Annotated in this window: 26 protein-coding genes; 22 read left to right on the top strand and 4 right to left on the bottom strand. The window is 46.8% G+C overall.

Annotated features, from left to right (window positions below; genetic code table 11):
- The 9 genes from CAG64_RS03890 to rnk form a co-directional block, all read left to right on the top strand.
- Positions 1-383: hypothetical protein (locus CAG64_RS03890; RefSeq protein WP_161489273.1), on the top strand; the 383-nt coding region annotated here is incomplete at its 5' end.
- A gap of 1 nt (position 384) precedes the next feature.
- Entirely contained in the window at positions 385-1251 is an 867-nt protein-coding gene (locus tag CAG64_RS03885; protein WP_161489272.1) for a hypothetical protein, read from the top strand.
- Between the two features lie 441 nt (positions 1252-1692).
- A complete protein-coding gene (locus CAG64_RS03880) occupies positions 1693-2763 on the top strand; it encodes a TRAP transporter substrate-binding protein (RefSeq protein ID WP_161489271.1) in 1071 nt (356 codons plus the stop codon).
- A gap of 102 nt (positions 2764-2865) precedes the next feature.
- Positions 2866-3405, top strand: coding sequence for a TRAP transporter small permease subunit (locus CAG64_RS03875; protein ID WP_161453314.1), 540 nt, complete (start codon positions 2866-2868; stop codon positions 3403-3405).
- Positions 3406-3419: 14 nt separating this feature from the next.
- A complete protein-coding gene (locus CAG64_RS03870; RefSeq protein ID WP_161453313.1) occupies positions 3420-4706 on the top strand; it encodes a TRAP transporter large permease in 1287 nt (428 codons plus the stop codon).
- 111 nt (positions 4707-4817) lie between these two features.
- Positions 4818-6182 carry a cache domain-containing protein gene (locus CAG64_RS03865; protein WP_161488918.1) on the top strand — a complete coding sequence of 455 codons (1365 nt, stop codon included), beginning with the start codon at positions 4818-4820 and terminating at the stop codon, positions 6180-6182.
- Entirely contained in the window at positions 6166-6807 is a 642-nt protein-coding gene (locus tag CAG64_RS03860) for a response regulator (RefSeq protein ID WP_161488917.1), read from the top strand. Before CAG64_RS03865 ends, CAG64_RS03860 begins: the two co-directional genes overlap by 17 nt.
- Before the next feature lie 123 nt (positions 6808-6930).
- On the top strand, positions 6931-9624 hold the full coding sequence (locus tag CAG64_RS03855; RefSeq protein WP_161489051.1) for a bifunctional diguanylate cyclase/phosphodiesterase: 2694 nt from the start codon (positions 6931-6933) through the stop codon (positions 9622-9624).
- A gap of 611 nt (positions 9625-10235) precedes the next feature.
- Positions 10236-10649 (top strand): nucleoside diphosphate kinase regulator, encoded by a 414-nt coding sequence (rnk, locus tag CAG64_RS03850; RefSeq protein WP_021707071.1) that lies wholly within the window; start codon positions 10236-10238, stop codon positions 10647-10649.
- Between the two features lie 157 nt (positions 10650-10806).
- Here the strand turns inward: rnk and CAG64_RS03845 are convergent, their stop codons facing one another.
- Together CAG64_RS03845 and CAG64_RS03840 are read right to left on the bottom strand one after the other, a co-directional pair.
- Positions 10807-11016 (bottom strand): hypothetical protein, encoded by a 210-nt coding sequence (locus CAG64_RS03845; RefSeq protein WP_161453309.1) that lies wholly within the window; start codon positions 11014-11016, stop codon positions 10807-10809.
- A 136-nt stretch (positions 11017-11152) separates the two neighbouring features.
- Positions 11153-11761, bottom strand: a complete 609-nt coding sequence (locus tag CAG64_RS03840; RefSeq protein WP_161453308.1) for a LysE family translocator — start codon at positions 11759-11761, stop codon at positions 11153-11155.
- Between the two features lie 157 nt (positions 11762-11918).
- Here CAG64_RS03840 and CAG64_RS03835 point away from each other — a divergent pair, with 157 nt between their 5' ends.
- On the top strand, positions 11919-13277 hold the full coding sequence (locus tag CAG64_RS03835) for an aminotransferase-like domain-containing protein (RefSeq protein ID WP_161453307.1): 1359 nt from the start codon (positions 11919-11921) through the stop codon (positions 13275-13277).
- On the opposite strand, the gene CAG64_RS03830 is transcribed toward CAG64_RS03835, so the two are convergent.
- On the bottom strand, positions 13278-13865 hold the full coding sequence (locus CAG64_RS03830; protein WP_161489052.1) for a DedA family protein: 588 nt from the start codon (positions 13863-13865) through the stop codon (positions 13278-13280).
- A gap of 257 nt (positions 13866-14122) precedes the next feature.
- On the opposite strand from CAG64_RS03830, the gene CAG64_RS03825 reads away from it, so the two are divergent.
- Positions 14123-14356 (top strand): DUF2789 domain-containing protein, encoded by a 234-nt coding sequence (locus tag CAG64_RS03825; RefSeq protein ID WP_021707066.1) that lies wholly within the window; start codon positions 14123-14125, stop codon positions 14354-14356.
- 25 nt (positions 14357-14381) lie between these two features.
- Positions 14382-14801 (top strand): globin domain-containing protein, encoded by a 420-nt coding sequence (locus CAG64_RS03820; protein WP_161489053.1) that lies wholly within the window; start codon positions 14382-14384, stop codon positions 14799-14801.
- A 10-nt stretch (positions 14802-14811) separates the two neighbouring features.
- Here CAG64_RS03820 and CAG64_RS03815 read toward each other — a convergent pair whose 3' ends face one another.
- On the bottom strand, positions 14812-15105 hold the full coding sequence (locus CAG64_RS03815; RefSeq protein WP_021707064.1) for a hypothetical protein: 294 nt from the start codon (positions 15103-15105) through the stop codon (positions 14812-14814).
- Positions 15106-15249: 144 nt separating this feature from the next.
- Here CAG64_RS03815 and CAG64_RS03810 point away from each other — a divergent pair, with 144 nt between their 5' ends.
- The 10 genes from CAG64_RS03810 (at position 15250) to CAG64_RS03760 (ending at position 23747) form a co-directional block, all read left to right on the top strand.
- Positions 15250-15915, top strand: coding sequence for an AraC family transcriptional regulator (locus CAG64_RS03810; RefSeq protein ID WP_161489054.1), 666 nt, complete (start codon positions 15250-15252; stop codon positions 15913-15915).
- Positions 15916-16015: 100 nt separating this feature from the next.
- Positions 16016-16354, top strand: a complete 339-nt coding sequence (locus CAG64_RS03805) for a tRNA-binding protein (protein WP_161489055.1) — start codon at positions 16016-16018, stop codon at positions 16352-16354.
- A gap of 243 nt (positions 16355-16597) precedes the next feature.
- Positions 16598-18577: an alkyl/aryl-sulfatase gene (locus CAG64_RS03800; RefSeq protein ID WP_161489056.1), complete on the top strand. Its 1980-nt coding sequence runs from the start codon at positions 16598-16600 to the stop codon at positions 18575-18577.
- Positions 18578-18747: 170 nt separating this feature from the next.
- Positions 18748-20319 carry a sensor domain-containing diguanylate cyclase gene (locus CAG64_RS03795; protein WP_161489057.1) on the top strand — a complete coding sequence of 524 codons (1572 nt, stop codon included), beginning with the start codon at positions 18748-18750 and terminating at the stop codon, positions 20317-20319.
- A 29-nt stretch (positions 20320-20348) separates the two neighbouring features.
- A complete protein-coding gene (locus CAG64_RS03790) occupies positions 20349-20759 on the top strand; it encodes a GNAT family N-acetyltransferase (protein ID WP_161489058.1) in 411 nt (136 codons plus the stop codon).
- A 94-nt stretch (positions 20760-20853) separates the two neighbouring features.
- Positions 20854-21117, top strand: coding sequence for a YrhK family protein (locus tag CAG64_RS03785; protein WP_161489059.1), 264 nt, complete (start codon positions 20854-20856; stop codon positions 21115-21117).
- Positions 21118-21372: 255 nt separating this feature from the next.
- Entirely contained in the window at positions 21373-21798 is a 426-nt protein-coding gene (locus tag CAG64_RS03780; protein WP_161489060.1) for a hypothetical protein, read from the top strand.
- Positions 21799-21942: 144 nt separating this feature from the next.
- The gene (locus CAG64_RS03775; protein WP_161489061.1) at positions 21943-22389 is read left to right on the top strand and encodes a GNAT family N-acetyltransferase; all 447 of its coding nucleotides are present in this window, start codon (positions 21943-21945) and stop codon (positions 22387-22389) included.
- Between the two features lie 133 nt (positions 22390-22522).
- Complete coding sequence (locus CAG64_RS03770) at positions 22523-23116, top strand: hypothetical protein (RefSeq protein WP_154216541.1); 594 nt, start codon at positions 22523-22525, stop codon at positions 23114-23116.
- A gap of 133 nt (positions 23117-23249) precedes the next feature.
- A complete protein-coding gene (locus tag CAG64_RS03760) occupies positions 23250-23747 on the top strand; it encodes a hypothetical protein (RefSeq protein ID WP_161489062.1) in 498 nt (165 codons plus the stop codon).
- Positions 23748-23883: the final 136 nt, after the last annotated feature.

The following is a 23883-nucleotide window of genomic DNA, read 5'->3' as shown; positions in this document are numbered from 1 at the left end:
ACTATGTACTCAATAAAGATACTTTTTCTAAATTTCCAGTGCCTGAAAAACTAGGTCACAAGTTAATTGGTGTGGAACCGGACTTAGTTATAGACTTAACTCTTGTTATACCGAGAATCTTTATAAGGTCGGATTTGTCTAAAAGTGTTTTTGGAGAATTTAGTGATTTTTTAGTTGATGCGGCTTATATTAATTCATTTGGTGATAAATCTTATTTATCTTTTCTTTGTACGCATGCTGAAAAATTTGATTTGATTGATGTGAGCAGTAAAAATAAATTGCCATTATTATTCTATAACGATGAGTCTTTATATATTTATGAAGATATTGTTTCAAGAATAATAGATAGTTCTGATATAGTGGATATTGAATATAGGGTTTAATATGAGTCTATTAACTTACGAAGATATTGATTCTTTAGTGCATGGTAAAGCTACCGATGATATAAATTCTTTGTTTTTAAAAAACAAAGATCATTATATTAGGAAAATATGGAATGATAAAGATAATATAGCGAGTTTACGATCTCTTAGAAGTCAAAAAATTATTTCTGATTATGACTTATATAGACTTGCATACAATAAAATAAGCTCATTTAATCCTTTACAATCTGAAAATCCATTGTTTAAGCTGATTGCAGAGCAAGATTCTGATGGAACTTTATTGATATCTGATCCAAATGAAATTCATTACTTGTGTTTTGATGCTCATTTTAATTTTATAAAGGGGATTTTGGATGTCGGCGGTAAAATAGATCAAAATAAATTCTTGATTAGTGCTTTTTCTGGCTATAAAGAGGAATATAAGATCTTTGATTATTTGGTGGGTAATTTTGATTTTGATTCTTCTGCTTTATCTGAGGCGGCGGCATGGCTTGTATACAACGAGCACTATGAAGAAGAGTTGGGTAAAGCTGCATTTAAAAAGATTGTAGATAAAGGCTTGGATATCAATCAAAAATTTTCAGATGAAAGTGAGCTTTCCGAATATGGCTCTTTACTGAGTCTTGTTTTTTCAGAGCAACCCATTGTTTTTATTTCTTGGTTGGATGGTACTCCGTCGCAAAGTACTATATCCGACTTTCCTTGGGAATTTATAATTTTTGAACATGATATAAATGAAGAACATGTGGAGGCTATTCGATCTTTAATTCAAAAAGGTTATGAGTTACCCCTGAAAGAAATTGCTACATTCTTAAGAGATAAAGATGAAGAAGATTTTGCTGAGTCTGTTGATCATATATCTGTTTGATTTAAATATTTTTATGTGATTTTATGACATTTACGTGCTGATATCAGGTGGCTTCTGTGACTTGATGTCAGCATGTTGGTTTGTTCAAGTTGAATGTATGTTAGACATTGTCGCTACCCAACTTCACACTTTCTTAAAAAATCATTAATAAACTACTCATCAGTTTGCACTACGTATTACTCCGCTATATCCCTATTTCAATTTATATTTAATTAAATTAAAACAAGTAGATACTATATGTATATCAAATGGCTTACGTATATCTACGTAAGCTAATAGTCTAATGGTTTTCTCGCATGCCTACTTAAATGCGTGTTCATGCGCATTTCTCATTTTGCTTTTATCACGCATCTTTGTTGTGAATCTAATAAATGTCGAAGTATTCATAGATTTTTAAAATGTAATGCTCGAATGGAACAATAAGCACGAAAGGACGTGAACATGAGTGTGATTCAACAATCGCTGAAGCGAGTCGTAAAAATGACGGCTGCTACACTGACCTGCGCGCTGTTGGCAACTTCTGCCAATGCTGCTGAAAAAGTGTATCGCCTGAAGCTGGCAGAAACATGGGGACCAAACTTCCCGATCTTTGGTGATACCACCCAAAATATGGCGAAGATGGCGGAAGAAATGTCCAACGGACGTCTGCAAATTCGCATCGATTCTGCCAATAAGCACAAAGCGCCTTTTGGTGTGTTTGATATGGTTAAGTCCGGACAATATGACATGGGCCACTCGGCATCGTATTACTGGAAAGGGAAAGTGCCCAACACGCTTTATTTCACGTCCATGCCGTTCGGTATGTTGCCGACGGAGCAATACGCCTGGTTCTACTATGGCGGTGGCATGGAGTTGATGGAGAAGGTATATGCACCTCATAACATGCTGTCGTTCCCTGGGGGTAACACGGATACTCAGATGGGGGGCTGGTTCCAGAAAGAGATCAAAACCGTCGATGATTTACAAGGCCTGAAGATGCGTATTCCAGGGTTTGCTGGAGAGGTGCTTGCAGAACTTGGCGCAAAGCCAACCAACATTGCACCGGGTGAGCTTTATACCTCGTTAGAGCGTCGCACCATTGATGCTCTGGAATGGGTTGGCCCCTCGCTGGATCTGCGTATGGGGTTCCACAAGATAGCGCCGTATTACTACACCGGTTGGCATGAGCCAGGCACTGAGTTGCAATTCTTAGTCAACAAGCGTACCTGGGACCGACTGCCAGACGATCTGCGCGCGATTTTGCATTTTTTCACTCAGTCGAAGCACGAAAGCGGTAAAAACTGGGCGACAATCAAAACTGAATACCCTGACGTACAGGTGAAAGATTTCCCGCCAGAAGTCATGGCTGCCTTGCGTGATGCCAATGCCCGCTTGTTGAAAAAACACGCGGACGAGGATCCAATGGCAAAAGAGATCCAACAATCTCAGGCCGACTATCTGGACATGGTGCGTCCTTGGTCTGATATCTCGCATCGTGCGTATCTGAACAGCCAGGCCGCAGTCGGGCAGTAAACAGAGTTGGCGGGCGACATGTCCGCCAATTCTCTCTTTCTTAACCGCACAGTGTCCTTTGGATGTGCTGCGCGGGCATTTCAACATTCCATGGAGTAGGGAATGAGAAATCTAATCTATATCGAAAGAATCTTTAACCGGTTTGGGGATTTTCTCGGCTGGGTCTCCAGTATTCTGTTTATCATCCTGCTGGTCAACGTGGTGTACGACGTGGTCATGCGCTACGTCTTCAATGATGTGTCCATCGCGTTTCAGGAAATGGAATGGCACTTGTTTTCGGCGGTGTTCCTATTGGGCGTGCCGTACGCCATTAAGGCGGGTGGGCATGTGCGGGTTGATATTTTCTATGAACGCCTGTCAAACAAAGCGCAAGCCATTATCGACATATTGGGCACTGTGTTTTTTCTCTTTCCATTCTGCCTGCTGGTGGCGTGGTATGGGGTTGATTTTGCGAAAGAGAGCTATGAACTGGGCGAGACGTCCGGTGATCCGGGAGGTTTGCCGTATCGCTGGATTATCAAAGGGATGATTCCGTTGTCCTTCTTGTTTATGGCGGTCAGTGGTATCGGTTTGGTGCTGCATTCTCTCAATAAGATCGTCAATCCGCGTCTGATTTATCAAACTCCGACCGACAAACATTAAAAAGGAACTTCGAGATGATAGGAATTGTCATGTTTTTCGTCGCCCTGTTTGCGCTGTTGTTGGGGTTCCCGGTGGCGTTTACCTTTGGCGGCATCGCGCTGATATTTGGCGTATGGGCTGAAGGTATGGATATGTTTGCCTTCATGCCATATCGTATTCAGTCCATTATGGAAAATACCGTGTTAATGGCGGTCCCATTGTTTGTCTTCATGGGCTTAGTGCTGCAAAAAACCAAACTGGCGGAGCAACTGCTTGAGTCAATGGGGCGATTGTTTGGTGGTGTGCGCGGTGGTATCGCGATTTCGACCGTGTTGGTCGGCGCATTGCTGGCGGCTTCAACGGGCGTCGTGGGGGCATCTGTCGTCGCGATGGGGCTGATCTCATTACCGGTGATGCTTAAGTATCATTACGACAAAGGATTAGCCTGTGGCACCATTTGCGCGTCCGGTACGTTGGGGCAAATCATTCCTCCTTCTATTGTTCTGATTTTGCTTGGGGATGTGCTTGGCGTACCTGTCGGGGATTTGTTTCAGGCGGCCATCTGGCCCGGATTGGTCTTGGTTGGTGCTTATGTGTTGTACATTCTGGTTTATGCCAAATTAAAACCCGATGCGGCACGTGCGTTGGAGCGCGATGAATCCATCAGCCGCAGGGAAGAAGTGACGAAAGCCCTGAAAGCGGTCGTGCCTCCACTGGCGTTGATTATCGTGGTACTTGGATCCATTTTTGCTGGTGTCGCCACGCCAACCGAATCAGCTGCGCTGGGCGGGGCGGGCGCAATTGTGTTGGCGTTACTTTACAAACAGTTCAGTTGGAAAATGGTGTACGACTCTGCGAAAGAAACCGTCAAAGTCACAGCAATGGTGTTTGCGATTCTGCTCGGGGCAACCGCTTTCTCTATGGCCTTTACTTACACGGGCGGGGATTACCTTGTAGAGGAGTGGATGTTAAACATTCCGGGAGAAAAGTGGGGCTTTCTGATCATCACCATGTTGGTGATTCTGGTGCTCGGATTTTTTATCGACTTTGTGGAAATCTGTTTCATTATCGTGCCCATCCTATCGCCGGTTGCGGAGCTGCTGGGCATCAATATGACCTGGTTTGCGATTCTGATTGCCATGAACTTGCAAACGTCGTTTTTAACGCCGCCGTTTGGCTTTAGTCTGTTTTACCTCAAAGGGGTTGCACCAAAAGGGGTGACGACTCAGGACATTTACCGCGGGGTTATGCCGTTTATCCTGATCCAAATTCTGGTGCTCGCTTCATTGCTGGCCTTTCCTCAATTTTACGGAATGGGGTAGATTCAGTCTGTATTTCACACTTTTGTAACAACAAGGTTTCACGTGCGTGAGCCGAGTTGCTAAAGTAAAACTGCTCCCTGAACGGTGAGCAGTTTTTTGTGAGGGAAAGGAATGCCTCTGAAAGCCAAATTGATTTTACTGACCCTGCTGCCGCTACTGCTGGTGTCAGTCAGCATCAGTTGGATCTCCATCTATCAGGCGAAAATGTTGGGTGAGCGAGAAGTTGAAATCTTTCGTGAAAACCTGATCAAGTCGCGCGAAAGGGCGTTGAAAGACAGCGTAGATCTCGCCTTTGACGCCATCTCTCATATCTATAATGATCCGAACCTGCCAAAGTCCGATGCTCAATCTCAGGTTAAGTCCCTTCTGACCAAACTCAGGTATGGATCTGATGGCTATTTTTTTGCCTATGACAAAACCGGCACCAACCTGGTTCACCCGATACTGCCAGAGCTGGTGGGTAAAAATCTCATTGATTTACAGGACAACAATGGCGATTTTCTAATAGAAGCCTTGTTGTTTCAGGCTCAGGCAGGTGGGGGCTTTCATCAGTATCTCTGGCAAAAGCCATCGAGCGGCGATATTGTGCCTAAGCTCAGTTACGCGGCTTGGCTGGAAAAATGGGAATGGATGATCGGTACCGGGCTTTACATCGAGGATGTCAGTCACGAAGTCGAGAATATGCAGGCTGCGATTAATCGTAACATCGAAACGACCTTTTTCTCCGTAATGGTGATTTTGTTGATCACGGTGGCGGTGATTGTGGTGTTGACGCTGGCCATCAATCTTCATGAACACCGACTCGCGGACAAGAACCTTAAAGAACTGGCTCATAAGACAGTGATGTTTCAGGAAGATGAGAAGAAGCATCTCGCCAGAGAATTGCACGATGGCATCAATCAGTTGTTGGTGTCCAGCAAGTGTCATCTGGAGTTGCTGGGGCAAAAGCTGCCCGACACGGATTTGCGTCAGCATCTGGATAAATCACAGCAATCACTGATGACAGCGATCAATGAAGTGCGACATATCTCCCATCAACTTCGACCCAGTGCATTGGATGATATCGGGCTGGAGGCTGCCCTGACAACATTATTGCAGGACTTCAAAAGCCACTCGGGAATAGAGATAGACATTCATTTCGAAACTCAGGATCAGCGTTTGAAATCTGAAGTTGCAACAACGCTCTATCGTGTGGTGCAAGAATCCCTGAATAACGTTGAAAAACACTCTTCAGCCACGAAAGTCAGCGTTATCTTGCAGCAACTGGGAAGCCTGCTTCAATTAATGGTGAGGGATGATGGTGTCGGCTTTAACCCTAACGATGTGCTTGCCCGGCGTGGAATAGGTCTGCGTAACATGCGTGAGCGGGTTGAATTCATCGGTGGTGAATTCGACATTATCAGCGAGCCCGGCTTTGGTACCGAAATGACCGTATTACTTAATTTGGATGGATTGGTGTATGCAAAACCCGATTAACGTGGTTATCGTGGATGATCATCAGGTGGTGTTGGATGGCTTTATTGCCCGGTTGGAGCTTGAGCCGGACATTCGCGTTGTTGGTACCGCCAGCAATGGTCTGGAAGCGGTCGAAGTGGTGCGCCGTTTAGCGCCTGATGTGGTGTTAATGGACGTGAGCATGCCAGTCATGAATGGGATTGATGCGACACGGCTGATCCGTGAAGAGCGACCTCACTCCAAAGTCCTGATGCTGACAATGCATGACAACCGAGAATACATCATGAAAGTGATGCAGGCGGGGGCGGTGGGCTACATGTTGAAGGAAATCTCCGCCGAAAAAATGGTTCAGGCAATCAAAACGGTGAACCAAGGCTCGACGTATTTCTGTGAGTCTGTCACCCAGACCCTGTTTACTCAGGAAGTGACACCGGCAATCCAGCGACCAAATCCACTCAGTCGCCGCGAAGAAGCGGTACTGAAGTTGGTGGCAGAAGGACACAGCAGCAAAAAGATTGCCGCCCTGCTGAGCATCAGCTACCGAACGGTGGAAACACACCGACAGAACATCAAGCACAAGCTGGATCTGCACTCCACGGCAGAACTGGCAAAATATGCATTAGAAAAAGGTCTGGTTGAAAACTAAGCTATAGAAAAGTCAAACAATACAGAATCAGGACGTAAGTCAAAGCGAGTAATAAAAATATAAATTATTTATACAACTGGTCGATAACAATAATTGCAGTGATGTCGCTTTAAGGTTTCTCTCTTGCCTAAAACTACTTTAAGAACAAAAACGGTCATTTTATTTGCCACCAGCATTTTGGGTGTGATCATCAGTTGCTTGCTGATTACCCGCTATTTCTTTTTGGTCAACATACACAAAGTCGAGGAAATGCAGATCGAACGTCTGAGCAGCCAGGCTCAGGCGGTCATTGAGTCGATCGTAGCGTCTCAGGAAGAACATTCTTACGACTGGGCATACTGGGACGAATCCTACCTGTTGCTCAAGCAGGGGGATTCACAATTCGAAGAACGCAATTTGTATGAAGGCACACTCGATACGCTTGGTCTCGACATGATGATCTATCTGACCACCGATTATCAGGTGGTTGCGTCGACGTTTCGTAATATGCCGCAGCAACATTTTCAAACCGAGTTAGATAGCATTCTGGCGGCCTCGGGCATTCAGGAGCACATTCAGCAAATGTCGGAAGTGCTCGATGATGAGAAAGGCAGCATTTCTGGTTTGGTAAAGACTGGTGAGCAAATATGGGTGATCAGCCTGACACCCATCCGCAACAGCGAAGGCACGTCGGAAGTGGCTGGTTGGCTGCTGTGGGGCCAGCATCTGAGCTATCGTTTTCCGGCGGATTACCAGAAAATCCTCTCTGCTCAGAACGAGATTGTGGCGAACAAACCAGAACAAAAAGTGGCGAGTATCGGCAGTGGCAGCGCTTTGTTGTGGCTGGAAGAAGAGCGTGAGAGCATCACCACTTATTCGCCTTTGAATGACATGACCGGCGAGCGGATTGGCTATCTGCAAACCAGCGAATCCCGGCTGTTTACCCACAACAGCGAGCAGCTGTTTTTGTACCTGATCGCAATCATGACACTGGCTGCCGGCTTGATTGCGGCTCTGACATTGTTGGTTTTTCGTGCCAAGATCGGCAAACGCTTCCTTCATCTTGAAGAGGGCATCGCCAATATCATTAATGACCGCGAATTACCAATTGGCAAAGCCAGTGATGAGTTCGAACGTGTCGCTAATCTGATCGAGATTCTGGCCGATTCCTCGTCGGCAGCTGAGGAAAAGTTAACAGAAACGCTGCAAAAATTTGATGTGTTGTACCGAAGCAGCAATGTGGGCGTGGTGCTGGTCGTCGATCGGATCATCGTTGATTCTAACCACGCCCTTGAGAACATGCTCGGTTATCAGAAAAAGGAGCTCATTTCTCACCCGCTGACTAAGTTATGCGCCGAGGAACAGCACTGCGGTGTTGATGATCTGTACCGTGCTATTGAGCAAGGCAAGCTGGAACAGGACGCGCAGATGCGCACCAAGTCAGGAGAGCTGATCCCGGTGAGCATTGAGGTGGCGCCACTGAACATGCAGGGTCAGCACGCGATCATGATGATGGTGAAAGATCTCAGCGAACAAAAGCATCAGGAAGCTTTGATTGCTCAGCTGACTGAACGAGACCCGATTTCAGGGCTGCTCAATCGGCCGGCGATCGTCAGTAAATTCAGTGAAGCGATGGGTGGAGCGATTGCGTCACCCGTGCTGATGTATATCTGTGTCGGCCGCTTGAGAGACATTGTCGAAATCCACGGCATCGAAGTGTACGATCAGGTGATTAGCCTGTTTTCCAGCAAGTTACAGTCCATGTTAAGTGACTGTGTATTAGGGCGAATCAGTGACCATGAATTCATCGCCTTTAGTAATGCTCCGAATGCGGTGGACGTGCTGACATCGGCCGGCGATCATCTTTGTCGTCAGTCTGATGTGACAATGCTGGTGGCCGGGCTGGAGCTGGAGATTAACGTGCACATGGTGCTGTTTGATGATCTGACCGAGCTGGGCAGTATTACCGATATTTCTCAGGTTGCCAGACATGCTGTGCAGTTCAAATCGGTTGAAGATCGCTGCATCATTGATGTCGACCACATGCTGATCAAAGAAGCCAAAGATGCGCTGGTGTGGAACCGAGATATAGCGGCGGCCATCCGAGAAAAGAAACTGTTTCCTTTCTATCAGCCGATTGTCGACTGCCAAAGCGGCGAAGTCATGGGGTTTGAAGCGCTGGCCCGCTGGCAACATGAGGAACTGGGGTTTGTCTCTCCAGCCGTGTTTATCCCGATTGCTGAGCAGCAGAACCTGATCGTCGAACTGGGTGAGCAAATCCTGCAACAGAGTTGCCGTTTTATTGCTGCCATCAATCAGACGCGTTTGGCTAGCGGTAAGTCGCCATATTCACTGCATGTGAATCTGTCGGCGCCGCATTTTTATCACACGACACTGGTTGGCTTTTTGGAAGACACGCTAAAAAGCAGTGGTCTGGGCGAGGGGAATTTAGTGGTTGAGATCACCGAAAGCATGTTGGTCGGTGCTGAAGAGGAAGTGATTGAGCGCATGAAGACCATTCGAGAGCTTGGCGTCGCACTTGCTCTGGATGACTTTGGTACCGGGTTCGCCTCACTGGGAACATTGTGCAGCTATCCGCTCGACATCGTAAAACTCGATCGCTCTTACATCATGCAGTTGGAACACAATGAGAAGGCGAAGGTACTGGTAAGAAATGTCGCCGCGATGGCGAAGGAATTGGGGCTGGGTATCGTCGCGGAAGGTGTGGAGACAGCTTCTCAGCACCGCAAACTGAAAGTGTGGAAAATTGATGAAATACAGGGTTACCTCTTTTACAAGCCGATGAGCGGCGAAGAGATACAGCAACGCTTTTGCTGAGCTTGCGCACTTGTTTTCCAATTCGCGAATCAAACTTTCGTTTTTTTTCACTTTTGGAAATTTACTTTCCCTTATAGAGTAGAGCTCATACTCTGGGCTTCTCTATAAGTGGCACCAGAGCGAGAGCTCTCTTAGTCACGGTTGGTTGGCGACCAGCCCGAGGGCTCAAACGTTCAGAAATATTCAATAACAACGTTGAATGGCTTAGGAGGTGTGTACTCGCCAAGATGTTTGTACCGATGTATGTGGGCACAACCCAAACCAAGAATTCCGCAACGTCAGACAAGGTACAATCTCAAGCTTAGTATTGTGTTCATTCATACATGCTTGTATGTTGAATCATAGCGTTAAGCTGGTGAGGAAGCCCCGCTTCAGCTCCCGCTGCTGCCCTTTTACCCCGGGGGCATGCGCGGAGCATGAGCTTGCACACCACTCCTGTTTTTTCTCATTTACCTGGATTGGGCTCGGACCCGTCTGGGTCATGGGCTCTTCACAGTTCGCTGAAACGACGCTTTCTTATTTTACCGCTTAATATACAATGGGTCGGATATGCATTTTGCATGTCTTTCGTTTATCTATCGCTCCTCCCGCGACGGAGAGAGTAAGGAGTTATGCACGTGGAAAACGTTGAGCCAATTATCGTCTCGACATTAGACATGGATCGTATCTCAGAGTTACTGGATACTTTGCCTGTACTGGACAAACAACTTGAACAGCTGGAAATGGAGTTGGATCGTGCGACCATTGTCGCGCCGAACGAAATGCCAGGTGACGTGGTCACGATGAATTCGACCGTGACGTTCAAGTTGCTCGAGAGCGGCAAGACTATGGAAAAAACACTGGTGTATCCGAATGAAGTAAAAAGCGAGCAGGATGTTTCTGTTTTTGCGCCGGTAGGTAGTGCTCTGCTGGGGTTGTCTGTTGGCCAAAAACTTAAATGGCCATTGCCAGGAGGCAATACTCAGACCATCGAGATCGTTGAGATATCTTATCAGCCAGAGCGCTCTGGCGATTTCTCGCTTTAAGCGTAACGCATGATAAAGAGGCCAGCAGGCCTCTTTTTTGATGTGAGCATCAGTGAAGTTAGACACATGCTCAAAACCCAATAACAGGCGTTTCGGTAAACATTAAAACTAAGCCGTCCAAGGCTTAACTTTAGTGTCTCACGACATGCGTTTCGGTTTACGACTTGAACACCGCCTGGCCAGATTTGTTAGTAAACAGCGCTTTATCATCTTCCATATAGCAGAAAGACGCGGCCCGGTTTTTGATGAGTTGCGCAGCTAAAGAGGGGGTCACCGCCCGGTGCTCACCCCGAACCACGTAGAATTCCCCTTCCCAAAAATTATCGCGAAACCGACCTGATGTTAAGAACTCAATAACGACTTTCATGCTTATCTCCTGCTTAGTTATGCTTTCAATATAGGCGCATAAACAATCCGGATCGATGGCGAAAAACGAAATGTTATTTTTATATTTCATATGTTAATTGTTGTTCTTGTTGGGTTGGTTTTTTGATAATAAAACTTCACATATCCACCGTAATGGTCGGTAATACCGACAGAAAGATCAGCGTGGCGAGGGCGATATTGAAGGTTTTTTGCCGGGTGACAGTATTGAGATAAGTGCTGATCTTTTGGCCGAGCCAGGTCCAGAAAGTGTTGGCACACAAACCAGAAATGGTAAACACAACCGTGATCAGCAGTATTGATAACCAGTAATGTGACGCCAGGCTGTAACTGGAGATCAGCGCCAGAGACGCCATCCAGGCTTTGATGTTGCCAAGTTGAAACAGCGTCGCTTCAAGTACTGACATAGGGCGGCCTCTCTGAGTACGAGTGGCGAACGGATTCGAGGTCAACAGCTTTAATACCAACCACAACATGTAACTCAGCCCGATATATTTCAACATCAGATACAGCCCGGGAGATTGTTGCAGCAGTAACCCGACGCCGCCAGCACATAGCAGAAGCAGGCCGATAACGCCGATTCGTATACCGAGTAGATGTCGCCAGGACTGCCGGATACCAAAATGTGCTCCTGAACTGGCGAGCAGGAAGTTGTTCGGCCCGGGGGAAATGGTAGTGACAAAAGCAAACAAAGTCATGGGGGGCAAAAGTTCCCAAAGTGCATTCATACGGTGATCCTCACTGATTCATCACCGCCAGAGTAAAAGAGGGTGGAGCCGTTCCCCAATTGTTAATGCGTCACCATGACAATTCTTTTGTTTGCATGTGGATCAGCCTTGATTATCCTAGAATTGTTGACTAAATGTCCCCCTATGGAGAGTGACAATGTTTGTTCCTGATATTTCCGGTCGTACGGGCACCAAATTTCAGGCGTTGGCCGATGCCTTTTCTGAAGCGATTGAAAGCGGTGAGTTAATGCCGGGTACCAAGTTGCCTCCCCAACGGATTTTATCTTATCGGCTTGGTGTCACAGTGGGGACAGTGACCCGGGCGTATCAGGAATTAGAGCAGCGCGGGCTGACTGAGCCGAAAGTAGGAAGCGGTACGTACGTCAAGGACAAGCAAGAAGCGCAGCAGATGTTTTATCACCCGGTGACTGAAAAGTCTGGGGTGGATTTGGCTTTGTGCCGGCCGCTGTTATTGCGTCAGCATGAGTATCTGGCTGAGGGGCTACAGGCATTGGCTCAAGAGCCGATTGCACAGCGTGCCGTTCTGGATTATCACTCTGCTGACGGGATTCAGGGGCATAATCAGACATTGCAAGCCTGGTTGATGACGCGTTTTCGTAGTGAGATTGACCGGCGCCGTCTGGTTTGGACATACGGAGGTCAGCACGGCCTATCGGTGCTGATTCAAGGATTGACCCGGCCCAAAGAGACGATTCTGACCGAAGGGTTGTGCTATGCCGAGTTCATTCATGCCTGTCAGCAGTCAGAACGCAAACTGGTGCCCGTTCGTCTTGATCAGCAGGGGATCGACCCGGAGGATTTAGAGCTGCATTGTAAGCGCCATCGGCCCAAATTGCTTTATCTGACTCCGGCGATTCAAAACCCTACAGGCGCGCAGATTTCAGATAGCCGCAGGCTGAGGATCATTGAGATTTGTCGTCGGTATCAGGTGTTGATTGTTGAAGATGACGTTTTGTACTGCCCACCCAGTCACAGAAAGACGCCTTTGGTGGCGATAGCACCGGACATCACCTTGTTTGTCGGAAGTTTTTCCAAATACTTTGCTGGTGGCCTGAGGGTCGGGTATCTGATTTTACCGCTGTCGATGAAGGACTCTTTGCAGCGGGCACTGCGTGCCAGTTGCATGCACGTCAGCCCGTTAATGGTGGATTTGGTGTGCCGCTGGCTGACCAATGGTGCGATGGACAAGGTTGATCAGGAAATCGCCATGGAAGTCAGTGCCCGGCAGCGTATTTGGCGCCGCGTTTTTCCGCACGCTCCGCAGCAGGTGCCAGGGTTTAATGTGTGGTTACCCTTACCCGAGCCACTGACCGGTTATCAGTTTGCCCGCACGTTGCGTGAGAAAGGCATTCATGTGCGTGAAGCGGAGATGTTTGCGGTCGGGCGGTATCAGGTGCCGGCAGCGGTGAGGATCTCCTTGACCGGGCCGCCAAGCCGGTCACAATTGGAGGCGGCTTTGCTGACGTTGCGCGAGCAGATTGCGCGCAGTGGCTAATCACATTTGGCGTTTGGCTTTTCGCCGTTTTAGGATCCACATGATCAATGCTCCGAACAACAGCGCCGCCAATGCCCACACGATAAACCGGTAATGGGTGTAGAGCGTACTGAGTTCACTCAGATGCTCAAACGCAAAGTGTGTCAGCAAGCTAAACACTGCCACCCAGACAGTGCTGGCCAGTGCATTGCCAAACAGAAATTCCCGGCGTGGCATTTTCGCGATACCGCACGCGAGTGGCATAAACTGCTTCATTCCCTCGATAAAACGGCTGATGACTAAGCAGGCCGAGCCATACGTCTGAATCGTGGACTGCAGCTTTTGCATTTTAGGTCCGGACACATAACCTTTTTTATCCAGCCAATTCTCAAAATAGTAGCCGAGCAGGTAACCACAGGTATTGCCTAGAAAGCAGCTTAGCCAGGAAACCGTCGCCACCAGAGTCAGGCTCATAACCTGTTCAGAGGCTAACAGAGAGGCGGCAATCATTAGTGATTGACCGGGCATAGGAATGCCCAGCCCTTCGAGAAAAATGCTTACCACCAATGCCAGGTATCCGTACTGTTCCAGCAAGGGTTTCATAGTCATAAGTAGGGCATTGATCTGGTCCAAGCTAAGCTCCGCTTTCGGATCGGTGAACTGTGAGTGATACCTCCGAACGCGATTCTGGTCAATATCTGGCGGGAGATTGTGCGCAGTCCTGACATTTATCTGAAAGGGGTGTTGGTTTTTTGCTCAGTTGATTTTGCGAATATTTTTGCACACGAGAAGGTGTGCGAGACGCCGAAAAATGCGTTATGGACTATAGTTAGCGAAACAAGCTTGTCATTTGCCAAGGGGAAATTATGGAGTTACATCAGCACTCAATACCGGACCTTTTTCAACAGCTGGGACTGGGCAGTTCAGAGCAGGAGATTCGTTCGTTTGTTACCGAGCACGGTGATGATTTAGGCAGTGCGCCGATTTACGAAGCAAGTTTTTGGACGCCGGCACAAGCATCGTTTCTCAAACAGGCGTTGGAGGATGATGCGGACTGGGCTGAGGTAGTCGATCAATTGGATGTTATGCTAAGAAATTAGTCAGGTGACACTGAGACAGCAGCACATGGATCATCACGAAGTCTTTAACGACAGTTATCTGAGGTGTAACGAAAACCCGGAGTTCTTTACTCTGTTTTATCAGATCTTCTGGGAAAGCAGTGACCACTTTCGTGAGATGTTCGCTGATACGGATATGAACCACCAAATTCAGATGCTGCGTGCTTCACTGCACATTTTAATGCTCGCCAGTGTATCCACGGATGCAAAAGAGTTGGTCAAACGTTTTGGTGTACGTCATGGTACCACCGGTTATGGCGTTAAACCGGAAGACTTGGATATCTGGTTTGAGTGCATGCTTCAGACTGTCACCATTTGTGATCGCAACTGGACGCCTGAAGTTGAACTGGCGTGGCGACAATGTTTTGCCAAAGGTATTGAAGTGATGAAGGCACATTGCTCCGGTTATCTGCCGCTGGTGGATTAGCGGCAAATGCCTACTTAGCGTCACGCTTGGTAAGCCATTCCAGAAACTCTTCGGCGTACCATTTTTCGTTTTCGTTATCGCACCATCTTCGGGTCAGGCGGCGCTTGTTGAATTCAACCCCAATTGCTGCTTTGGTTTGTGTGGTGGCACGGCCGTAGTACAGCGTTTCACACAGTTCCATATTGGACATGTTCTGGGCATAACTGTTGACGCTGGTGCTTCGCATACCCGCAGTGCTGGCCTGTTTATTCGAACACCCTGTAATGAGCAGTAAAAGAGTGATGCCCAGACAAAGTTTGCGCATTATTTTTCCTTGTATATCATTCGCTTTGCTTCTTGACGCCAACCATAGCCGTAAGGCATCTTAAAATCAAAGAACTTCTGTCGGATGTTTTGCACGGTTAACACTATGATACGTCACCTTTGTGTCCGCTCTTACACTTTGAAAATGAGTCGACATTCCCACCCGTTCCACCAAGTAGTTTTGCCGCTTGCTGGCAGTATCGATATTCGCATGGATGGTTACGCTGGTAGCGTTAGTGCCGGAGAGCTGATCGTGATCCGCTCAGGAGCGTGCCATGAATTTCGTGCACAAGAAGCAGCTAAGTTTATCGTGGTTGATCTCGATAACCTGCCAGAGGCGTTGAATCACACCCAAGTGAAGTTGTATATCTCTGAAACGCTCAACGCCTATTTAACTTTTATTGAGCAGCAATTGCTTGAGGCGGTGAATCCAGCATTGGATAAGTCGGTGCGTGAACTTCTCTGGCTGCTGTTGCACGAGCAAACAGGACATCGTCTTTGTGACGCTCGTATTGAACAAGCGGTCGCCCATATCCACACGGATTTAAGTGCCTCGCACACTGTGTGTTCGCTGGCTGCGGTGGCTTGCCTGAGTCCAACTCAGTTCAAAAAGCGGTTTCATCAAGCGATGCAATGCACCACGCAGCAATATTTGATCCGCGCCCGAATGGAGCGGGCAGAAGCTCTGCTGAGGTATAGCGATCTCCCGGTTACTCTGATTGCTGAACAAGTGGGCTATCAGGATGTTTCCGCATTTAGTCGGCGTTTTCGGGAGGTGTCCGGGCACCCGCCGACCTGGTGCCGAAAATAGAGTCCGTATGGTCGTTTAATGCGTCTTCTCTGCACAAACAAGTTGAGCGCACTCTGCTAATTTGAGCGGAGTGAAAATAAGACTGTGTTGGAGGGTAACGATGAAAACCATTAGTTGGCAGGAGTTTGAACAAGTTGAGTTGAGAGTCGGCACCATCATTGAGGTGAGCGATTTTCCACAAGCACGGCGTCCGGCCTACAAATTAACAATCGATTTTGGAGATGAGATCGGCGTGAAGAAATCGAGCGCGCAAATCACCGATTTCTACCAGAAAGACGATCTTTTGGATAAACAGGTTGTGGCAGTGATTAACTTCCCTAAGAAGCAGATTGGCCCATGTATGTCGGAGTGCCTGGTGACCGGCTTTCATCGCAGTGATGGTGCCGTGGTGTTGGTGAGTCCGGAAGCAAGAGTGCCAAAAGGGGCGAAATTGAGTTGAGATTTTGAGACTGAAATGCTTTGTTTAAACTGATGCGAAACGTTGGTGGTCGAGTCTGTGCGCGACACTGAGATCTCTGCCCAGTTTGCAACAAAATCACCAAAACTCTGTATTGTAAAACAGAGGTCTTTGTCTACGCTTTTTAGGCAAAGGCGAAGAATTGTTCGATTTTAGAGTTTGTTATCGAATCTTCTGTATCTCTCGACCTTTCAAGAATGAAGAGAGTGAACAAGGATAAGGTTTATGAGATTGAATAAAGTTCTGACTCATCTGATGGTCGCCTGGGTGGGATGCAGTCTGGTTTTACCGGTAACAGCCAGTGAGGATATGCGCAATGACGCCGCCAGTGCGACAAAAGCCTCAAATGGTAAGTTGATGAATGCATTGCCATTCGATAACACGAGTGATTTTGACGCCGCACATAAAGGGTTGATTGAAGCGTTACCCCAAGACAAGATCAAAGGCGGATCGGGGAACGTGATTTGGAATCCGCAGCAATATGGGTTCATTAAAGAAGGCGATAAAGCCCCTGATTCGGTGAACCCGAGTTTGTGGCGTCAGTCCCAGTTGATCAACATCAGTGGTTTGTTTGAGGTGACAGACGGCATTTATCAGGTTCGTAATCTAGACCTGTCCAATATGACCATTATTGAAGGTAAAGAAGGTATCACGGTGGTTGATCCGCTTATCTCGGCGGAAACAGCCAAAGTTGCCATCGATCTGTATTATAAAAACCGTGGCAAAAAGCCCGTTAAAGCGGTGATCTATACCCATAGTCACGTTGATCACTATGGCGGCGTGAAAGGGATCGTTAGTCAGGAAGACGTAAACGCTGGTAAGGTGAAAGTCTATGCGCCAGATGGCTTTCTGGAAGCGGCGGTGGCCGAGAACGTCATGGCTGGGAATGCGATGAGTCGTCGGGCCAGTTACATGTACGGTAACCTGTTGCCCGCTGACCCGAGAGGTCAGGTCGGCGCCGGTCTGGGGACCACGACATCAGCTGGCACGGTGACGTTGATCGCTCCGACTGAGATTGTCATGAAAACTGGCGAGAAGCACACCATTGACGGTCTGACGTACGAATTTCTGATGGCGCCGGGCTCTGAAGCTCCAGCGGAAATGCTTTGGTTCATTGAAGAGAAAAAAGCCATTTCTGCTGCGGAAGATGCCACTCACACGTTACACAATACCTATTCATTGCGTGGCGCGAAGATACGCGAACCGCTTCCTTGGTCAAAGTACCTCAATCAAGCGATCAACATGTGGGGCGACAAGGCCGAAGTCATGTTCGCGCAGCACCATTGGCCGACATGGGGCAATGACAATGTGGTGCAGTTATTAAAGTCACAACGTGATATTTATCGCTATATCAACGATGAGACGCTGCGATTGGCAAACCATGGTTACACCCGCGACGAAATCGCAGAGCAGTTTACCTTGCCTGACGGACTGGCGAAAGTCTGGGCCAACCGAGGCTACTATGGTTCGATTAGTCACAACGTTAAAGCAACCTACGTGCTTTATCTGGGATGGTTCGATGGCAACCCCGCTACGCTACATGAGCTAACGCCAGTGGAGTCGGCTAAGCGTTATGTCGAATTCATGGGGGGCGCAGATGCCGTACTGGAAAAAGCCCGCAAATATTATGACAAAGGCGAATACCGTTGGGTGGCGCAAGTGGTGAAACATGTGGTGTTCGCGGATCCGAATAACCAGGCGGCGAAAAACCTTGAAGCCGACGCCTTAGAGCAGATGGGATATCAGGCTGAGTCGGGGCCATGGCGCAACTTCTATCTGACGGGAGCACAGGAGTTACGCAGTGGCGTAGCTCAATTACCAACACCGGATACCGCCAGCCCGGATACGGTGCGAGCCATGACCCCAGAGATGTTCTTCGACTATTTGGCAGTCAGACTCAATGGACCAAAAGCGGGTGATGCGACGGCATTGCTTAACTTTGATTTTGGAGGTGACGCCGGACAATATCTGCTGGAATTGGGTAACGGCGTGCTCAATCATACCGCGGGTATCACATCCGACAAAGCGGACGCGACGGTCAAGTTATCCAGAGATACTCTGAATAAGATTATCTTGCAGCAAATCACGTTGGATCAGGCGCTAAAAGCGGGGGATGTGACCATCGACGGCGATGAAAGTAAGCTCAAAGAGTTGGTCAGCTATCTCGATAGATTTGATTTCTGGTTCAATATCGTGACTCCTTAAAGTTTTAAGTGCATGCTCAGTCCGGCACATGTGTCGGGCTGAATGCCATTCGTCATTCTGATGCAAGCCTTACTTGAACGAACGTCAAGGCTAAAATGCACTGGTTTGCTTATGCCATCTGTCTGCTTTAGACTTCGAAGCATTGTGAATCAGGGTGTTATCAATACAATATGTTTTCTTCCCCCTTCATTAGGCTTGACCTCCGTCGTCTTATCCTCTTACTGACCATTGCCAGTGTTCTGGTTACGCTCACAAATTCTTTTTACTCCATTTACAAAGTACAAAAGAGCTTGTTGATGGAAAAGACCATGGAAGCAAACCGAGTCTATGCGGAAAAAACGGCAGCGACGACGGATGTATTTATAGAGTCTGCCCAATCTCAGCTGGAATACAGTGCCAATGTTCTCAAGGCCCATATGCATGATGAGTCGTTCTTGATGCGGGAAGCGGAAAGGCTGCGTACGCAAACCAGAACCTTCAACTCGGTAGCAGTGGTTAACGCAAAAGGGGTGATCATCGCGGTGTCACCAGAAACACTGGATGTTAAAGGGGTTCAACTGACCTCGAAGGACTCGTTGCAATCACTTCATGCGAAGCAGCCATTGGTCACTGAGCCGTTTGTGTCGCCCGCAGGGAACTATCTGATCAGCATTTCTCACCCGATATTTTCTGATCAAGGCGTCTATCAGGGCTACGTGTCCGGCACGATTTATCTTGAAAGAGACAACATCCTTTATCGAATTCTTGAAAAACATGGCTACAAGGATCGTTCTTACCTCTATGTGGTTGACCACAATAAAACGCTTATTTTTCATCCTGATAAATCTCGGATCGGTGAATCCATTGCCAATAATGCGGCTATTGATTCTGTTAGTGAAGGAGAGTTAGGGGTAAGAGATATCGTGAACTCAAAAGGAGTGGATATGTTGACGGGCTTTGCGCCGGTGCAAACAACTCATTGGGGGATTGTGGCGCAGCGTCCCAAAGCCGCCGTTATGGCCGAACTCGATAAACAAATGCAGGATGTTTTTGTGGTGACCATTCCTATTGGCCTTTTGACACTGCTTGTGATTTGGGTGTCAGCGATATTCATATCTCGTCCATTATGGCACCTCGCGCGCCGCGTCACCGCAATCGAACATTCAGATACAATGAGAGAGATAAATCAAATCCATTCCTGGTATTTTGAGGTAGCGAACCTCAAATCGGCTATCTTGCGTGGCTTTGGTAAGTTGTCTCATCAACTGGATAAACTGCATGCAGACAGTCATAGTGATGCGATGACCGGGCTGTTGAACCGCCGGGGAATGCTCAAGGCGCTCGATGCACTAACGGTAAAAAACGTGCCGTTTTCTGTTCTGGCTCTGGATATTGACTACTTTAAGCGAGTGAATGATTCGTATGGTCATGATGTCGGTGACGAACTGATCATTGCCATCGCTGAGCAAATGCAAAAACAAGCCAGACAGGAAGATATACTTTGCCGAGCGGGTGGTGAAGAGTTCCTTATTTTTTTGGCCAATACAGACATCAATAATGCGTATGAGGTTGCTGAGCGAATTCGCAGTGCTATTGAAGATCACGATTTCGCTACGGTCGGGCGTATCACCGTATCGATTGGTGTAGCTTACTGGCCAGCTGGTGATGTGAGAATGGAAGCAAGCCTCAAGCAAGCGGATATTGCGTTGTACCAGGCAAAACACCAAGGGCGAAACCGGACACAAGTCGCTCAGACAGATTGAAATATTGTTCATGTTATGGGAGAAGTTAGATGACAATAGAAATCCAGCAACAAGTTCCCAAGGCGGATGAATTCTGTGTCTTACGTATAAAAGCCGGATTGTCTGAAAAGTCGATCCAAGCGGCTGAAATCGGGTTACCCAACTCGTTGTATGGGGTCTCTATCCGAGACGACGGTCAGTTAATCGCGATGGGAAGAGTTGTTGGCGATGGTGCTTGTAATTTTGAGATCGTCGACGTGGCAGTGGATCCAGATTATCAAGGAAAGGGGTTGGGGCGGCAAGTGATGGAATATATAGACCGTTATCTAGCAAAGAACACTCTGCCAGGTTCCTATGTGTCTCTAATAGCCGATGAGCCCGGGTTTTATGAAAAACTTGGTTATCGGCTGGTCGCACCTAAGTGTCATGGCATGAGCAAAAAATTTGTCGTGCAGTCTTGAATCACAAAACTCCACTAACCTATCGCTGGAAAAACAGGTTCGCTCAAGGTGACCAAGCGTTCGGTTCCGGCTTAAATGTTCTGACGGAGGCCTTTTGACGAACAAAAATCCGAGAGAGCTCGATATCGACATCGGCAATCGACACATCGTTATTCAACGCAGGTATGATGCGTTAGGTGCGTTTAATGACCTATTAATTGCTGTCTGGTTTTTGGTTGGCAGCTTTTTCTTTTTGAACAACTCTTTAGTTGAGAGTGGGACTTGGCTGTTTATCGTCGGTAGTGCCCAATTAATCATCAAACCAGCAATCAAACTGACCAGTTTGGTTCATTTGGGAAGAATTCAAAAGCGGGCGTAATGTGATGGCTTTTGCCTCACTTTTTTACCAGTGTATCTGAACAGATGGGATGTAAACCCATCTGTAGCCCGATTAAGCAGCAACGAACGTTATAATTACAGTGCCCAATACCAATGTCATCACATTTTCCAGAATATCACAGAAGGTTAGCGATATATGCAACATTTTCTAATGTTGAAATACGGCATAATATAAGGTGTAAAAACGGCTTTTGGCTGTATAGGTAGCGTTATAAGCTTCAAGGAGAATTTAAGAATGGATGACAAAATCTTGGTTGCAGGTATTGCAGCTTGTGCGGCGCTCCTGGGTTCATTGATCCCTCAGGTTTTCAGCTTCTTTAAAGAACGAGCGGAAAGAAGTTTCGCTAGGCAAAAAGAGCAACGAGATATTCAGGTCTTAGTTTATGAAGAGCTATTGTTAGCTTTGCAGGACACCATGAATAATGGAAATTCTTCTTTTCCAGCATTTCAAAAAGCCATTCTGAAAGTGTCACTGCATGGTGATGCAAATACTTCTAAGGTATCTTTGGAATACTTCGATACATTGGTGAAAAGAGGGCATGAACTGAAAGCTGAGGAACACGCAAATTATCAAACTAATATTTTGAACGCTATGAAAGCTCAGCTATCACTTCCGGAAGTAGAACGTTTTGAAATTATAAGATTTGGTGCTCAAAAATAGTACGCTTATAACAAACAATTTAAGAGGGATTCCCCACGCTTGGCATTTTTGGTTTGGGTTGAGTTCAGCGTTTACGGCGTCCAAATTGAGTGTTGTGGTAGCGTGGCTCACCCCTTAATTGGGCGTTATGTGCTTGGAGGAAACATGGAAATTCAGAAGGCAGTAAAATCGGACTTAGATGCAGTGACAAAGCTTGTCTCAGATGTCTCAAACAAGGATGTGCTTCCGTTATTCAACGCCCAAGGAAAGCAAGAGTATAAGGATAGAATTTTATCTGACCTCGCTACAACCTTTGATGATGACAAGTTCTTATCCATTAAAGCTGTTTCGGGTGGGCAACTACTTGGTTTTGCTGCTTTACGTGATGGGAACTATCTGACGCATTTGTTTGTTTCAAGTTCAAAGCAGGGATCAGGTTTAGGCCGTGATTTACTCATCTATTTGCTTAGTTACACGGACGCTAGTGAAATTAGTCTGCGGTCATCGGTAAATGCTGTTGGTTTCTATAATAGCAATGGTTTTGTGGCAACAGGTGAAGAATCTGAGGTCAATGGAATTCGGTTCGTACCGATGTCTTTAGTGCGCACATAACAAAGCGTTTAAGGTGGATTCTCAACGCTTGGCATTTCTAGTTTGAATCAGTTTTAGTGTTTACGGCACAATAAGTTAAGTTCGGTGGTGGCGTTGTTCACCCCTTAACGCGGCGTTAGTTGGCGAGGGAAATATGGAACATTGGTATCGAACAGATGAAGTAGGAGAATTTATATCCTCACTTAGAATGGTAACTAAGTGCCTAGACTCAGTTTCCTCTGATATTGACCAGTGGAAGTGGCTAACAATCGCTCTGCATAACTCAATGCAAGGCGCAATGGTTATGGCGTTAAGTAATGGCAATGACTTCCGTGTAATGCCTGACAAGCTCGCAAATAAATGTCTGGAAGCTCATCGTAAAGATCAAGCTTGGCCAAAGGTTAAGATGGACTCTTTTCCAAATCTATATCAGAAAGTCCAGTCAACTGAAATTATGGGTTTTTATGTACAAAGTCGAGCTTTGCCACGTTGTGACAATAGAGATTTTCATATCAATAAGTTACTTGAACTAAGAAATGCATTCATACATTTTATGCCGAAAGGGTGGTCGCTAGAGGTATCTGGTTTACCGGATATTTGTATTTCAATATTGAAAGCCATTCAGTTTTTATGTTTTTCATCTGGTAACATAAACTTTTATGAGAAAGACCAGCGTGAGATGGTGAAAACCGAGCTAGAGATAGCGCTAAGGTTGTCCGAGGTAATGCGCAACCAGTACGCCAACTAACAATCTGTTTAAGAGTGATTCGCAACGCTTGGCATTTTTGCTATGCGTTACGTTTAGTGTTTAAGGTGGTATGCGGGGGCTTCGGTATTGCGTTGCTCACACCTTAACAGGGCGTTAGGCTCTAGGGGTAATTATGTTATCTAAACAACAAAAACACGAAACGTATAGGGCTCTTGGGTTGGCAGCTATGAACTCGGGTGGTAGTGAGCATAAGATATCTTGGGCTATGTACTTACTAGAACAGGGTATTGAAACTGAACATCTTGCTATTTTGGCGACACTTTTAAACCCAGTAAATGAGTTTGAAGCTGAGGACTATTTTAATAGAGTTCTTAGCGAGTTAGATATTAAGCGGCCTAGTGATGATGATGTTTTAGAGGGTTATGCGAAGGTATTAGCGCAGGATGTAGTTGATGGTGTTTTATCTCCTGAGTCCGGTGTTTCTCAAATCTATGCTGTAAATGTTCAGCTTGGTTATCCCGGAACACTTGGAGAGTATACTGTACTTGAAGACGAGTGGTATTGTGAGTGTATCAATGGTTGGTCAGTGCAAAAAAGAAGAGATGAGATAATTAAAGCATGTAAAGAAACCATTGAATTGCTGAATTATCCTAATGTATTCAAAGCCTAACAATCAATTAAAGTCGGACTGCTAACCTGTGGTTTTTTTGTTCCGGTCAGCGACGGTGTTTATGGTGGCCCGATGGAGTTTCGTGGCGTTAGCAGCCGCTTAATTGGGCGTTATATCCTTACGCATTCAATTTTAA

It is taken from the genome of Vibrio sp. V38_P2S17PM301, from assembly GCF_009904845.1.
GTDB classification, from domain to species: Bacteria; Pseudomonadota; Gammaproteobacteria; order Enterobacterales; family Vibrionaceae; genus Vibrio; species Vibrio proteolyticus.
The sequence above is the reverse complement of the archived record's forward strand: the minus strand, read 5'-3'. Positions and strand labels throughout refer to the sequence as shown.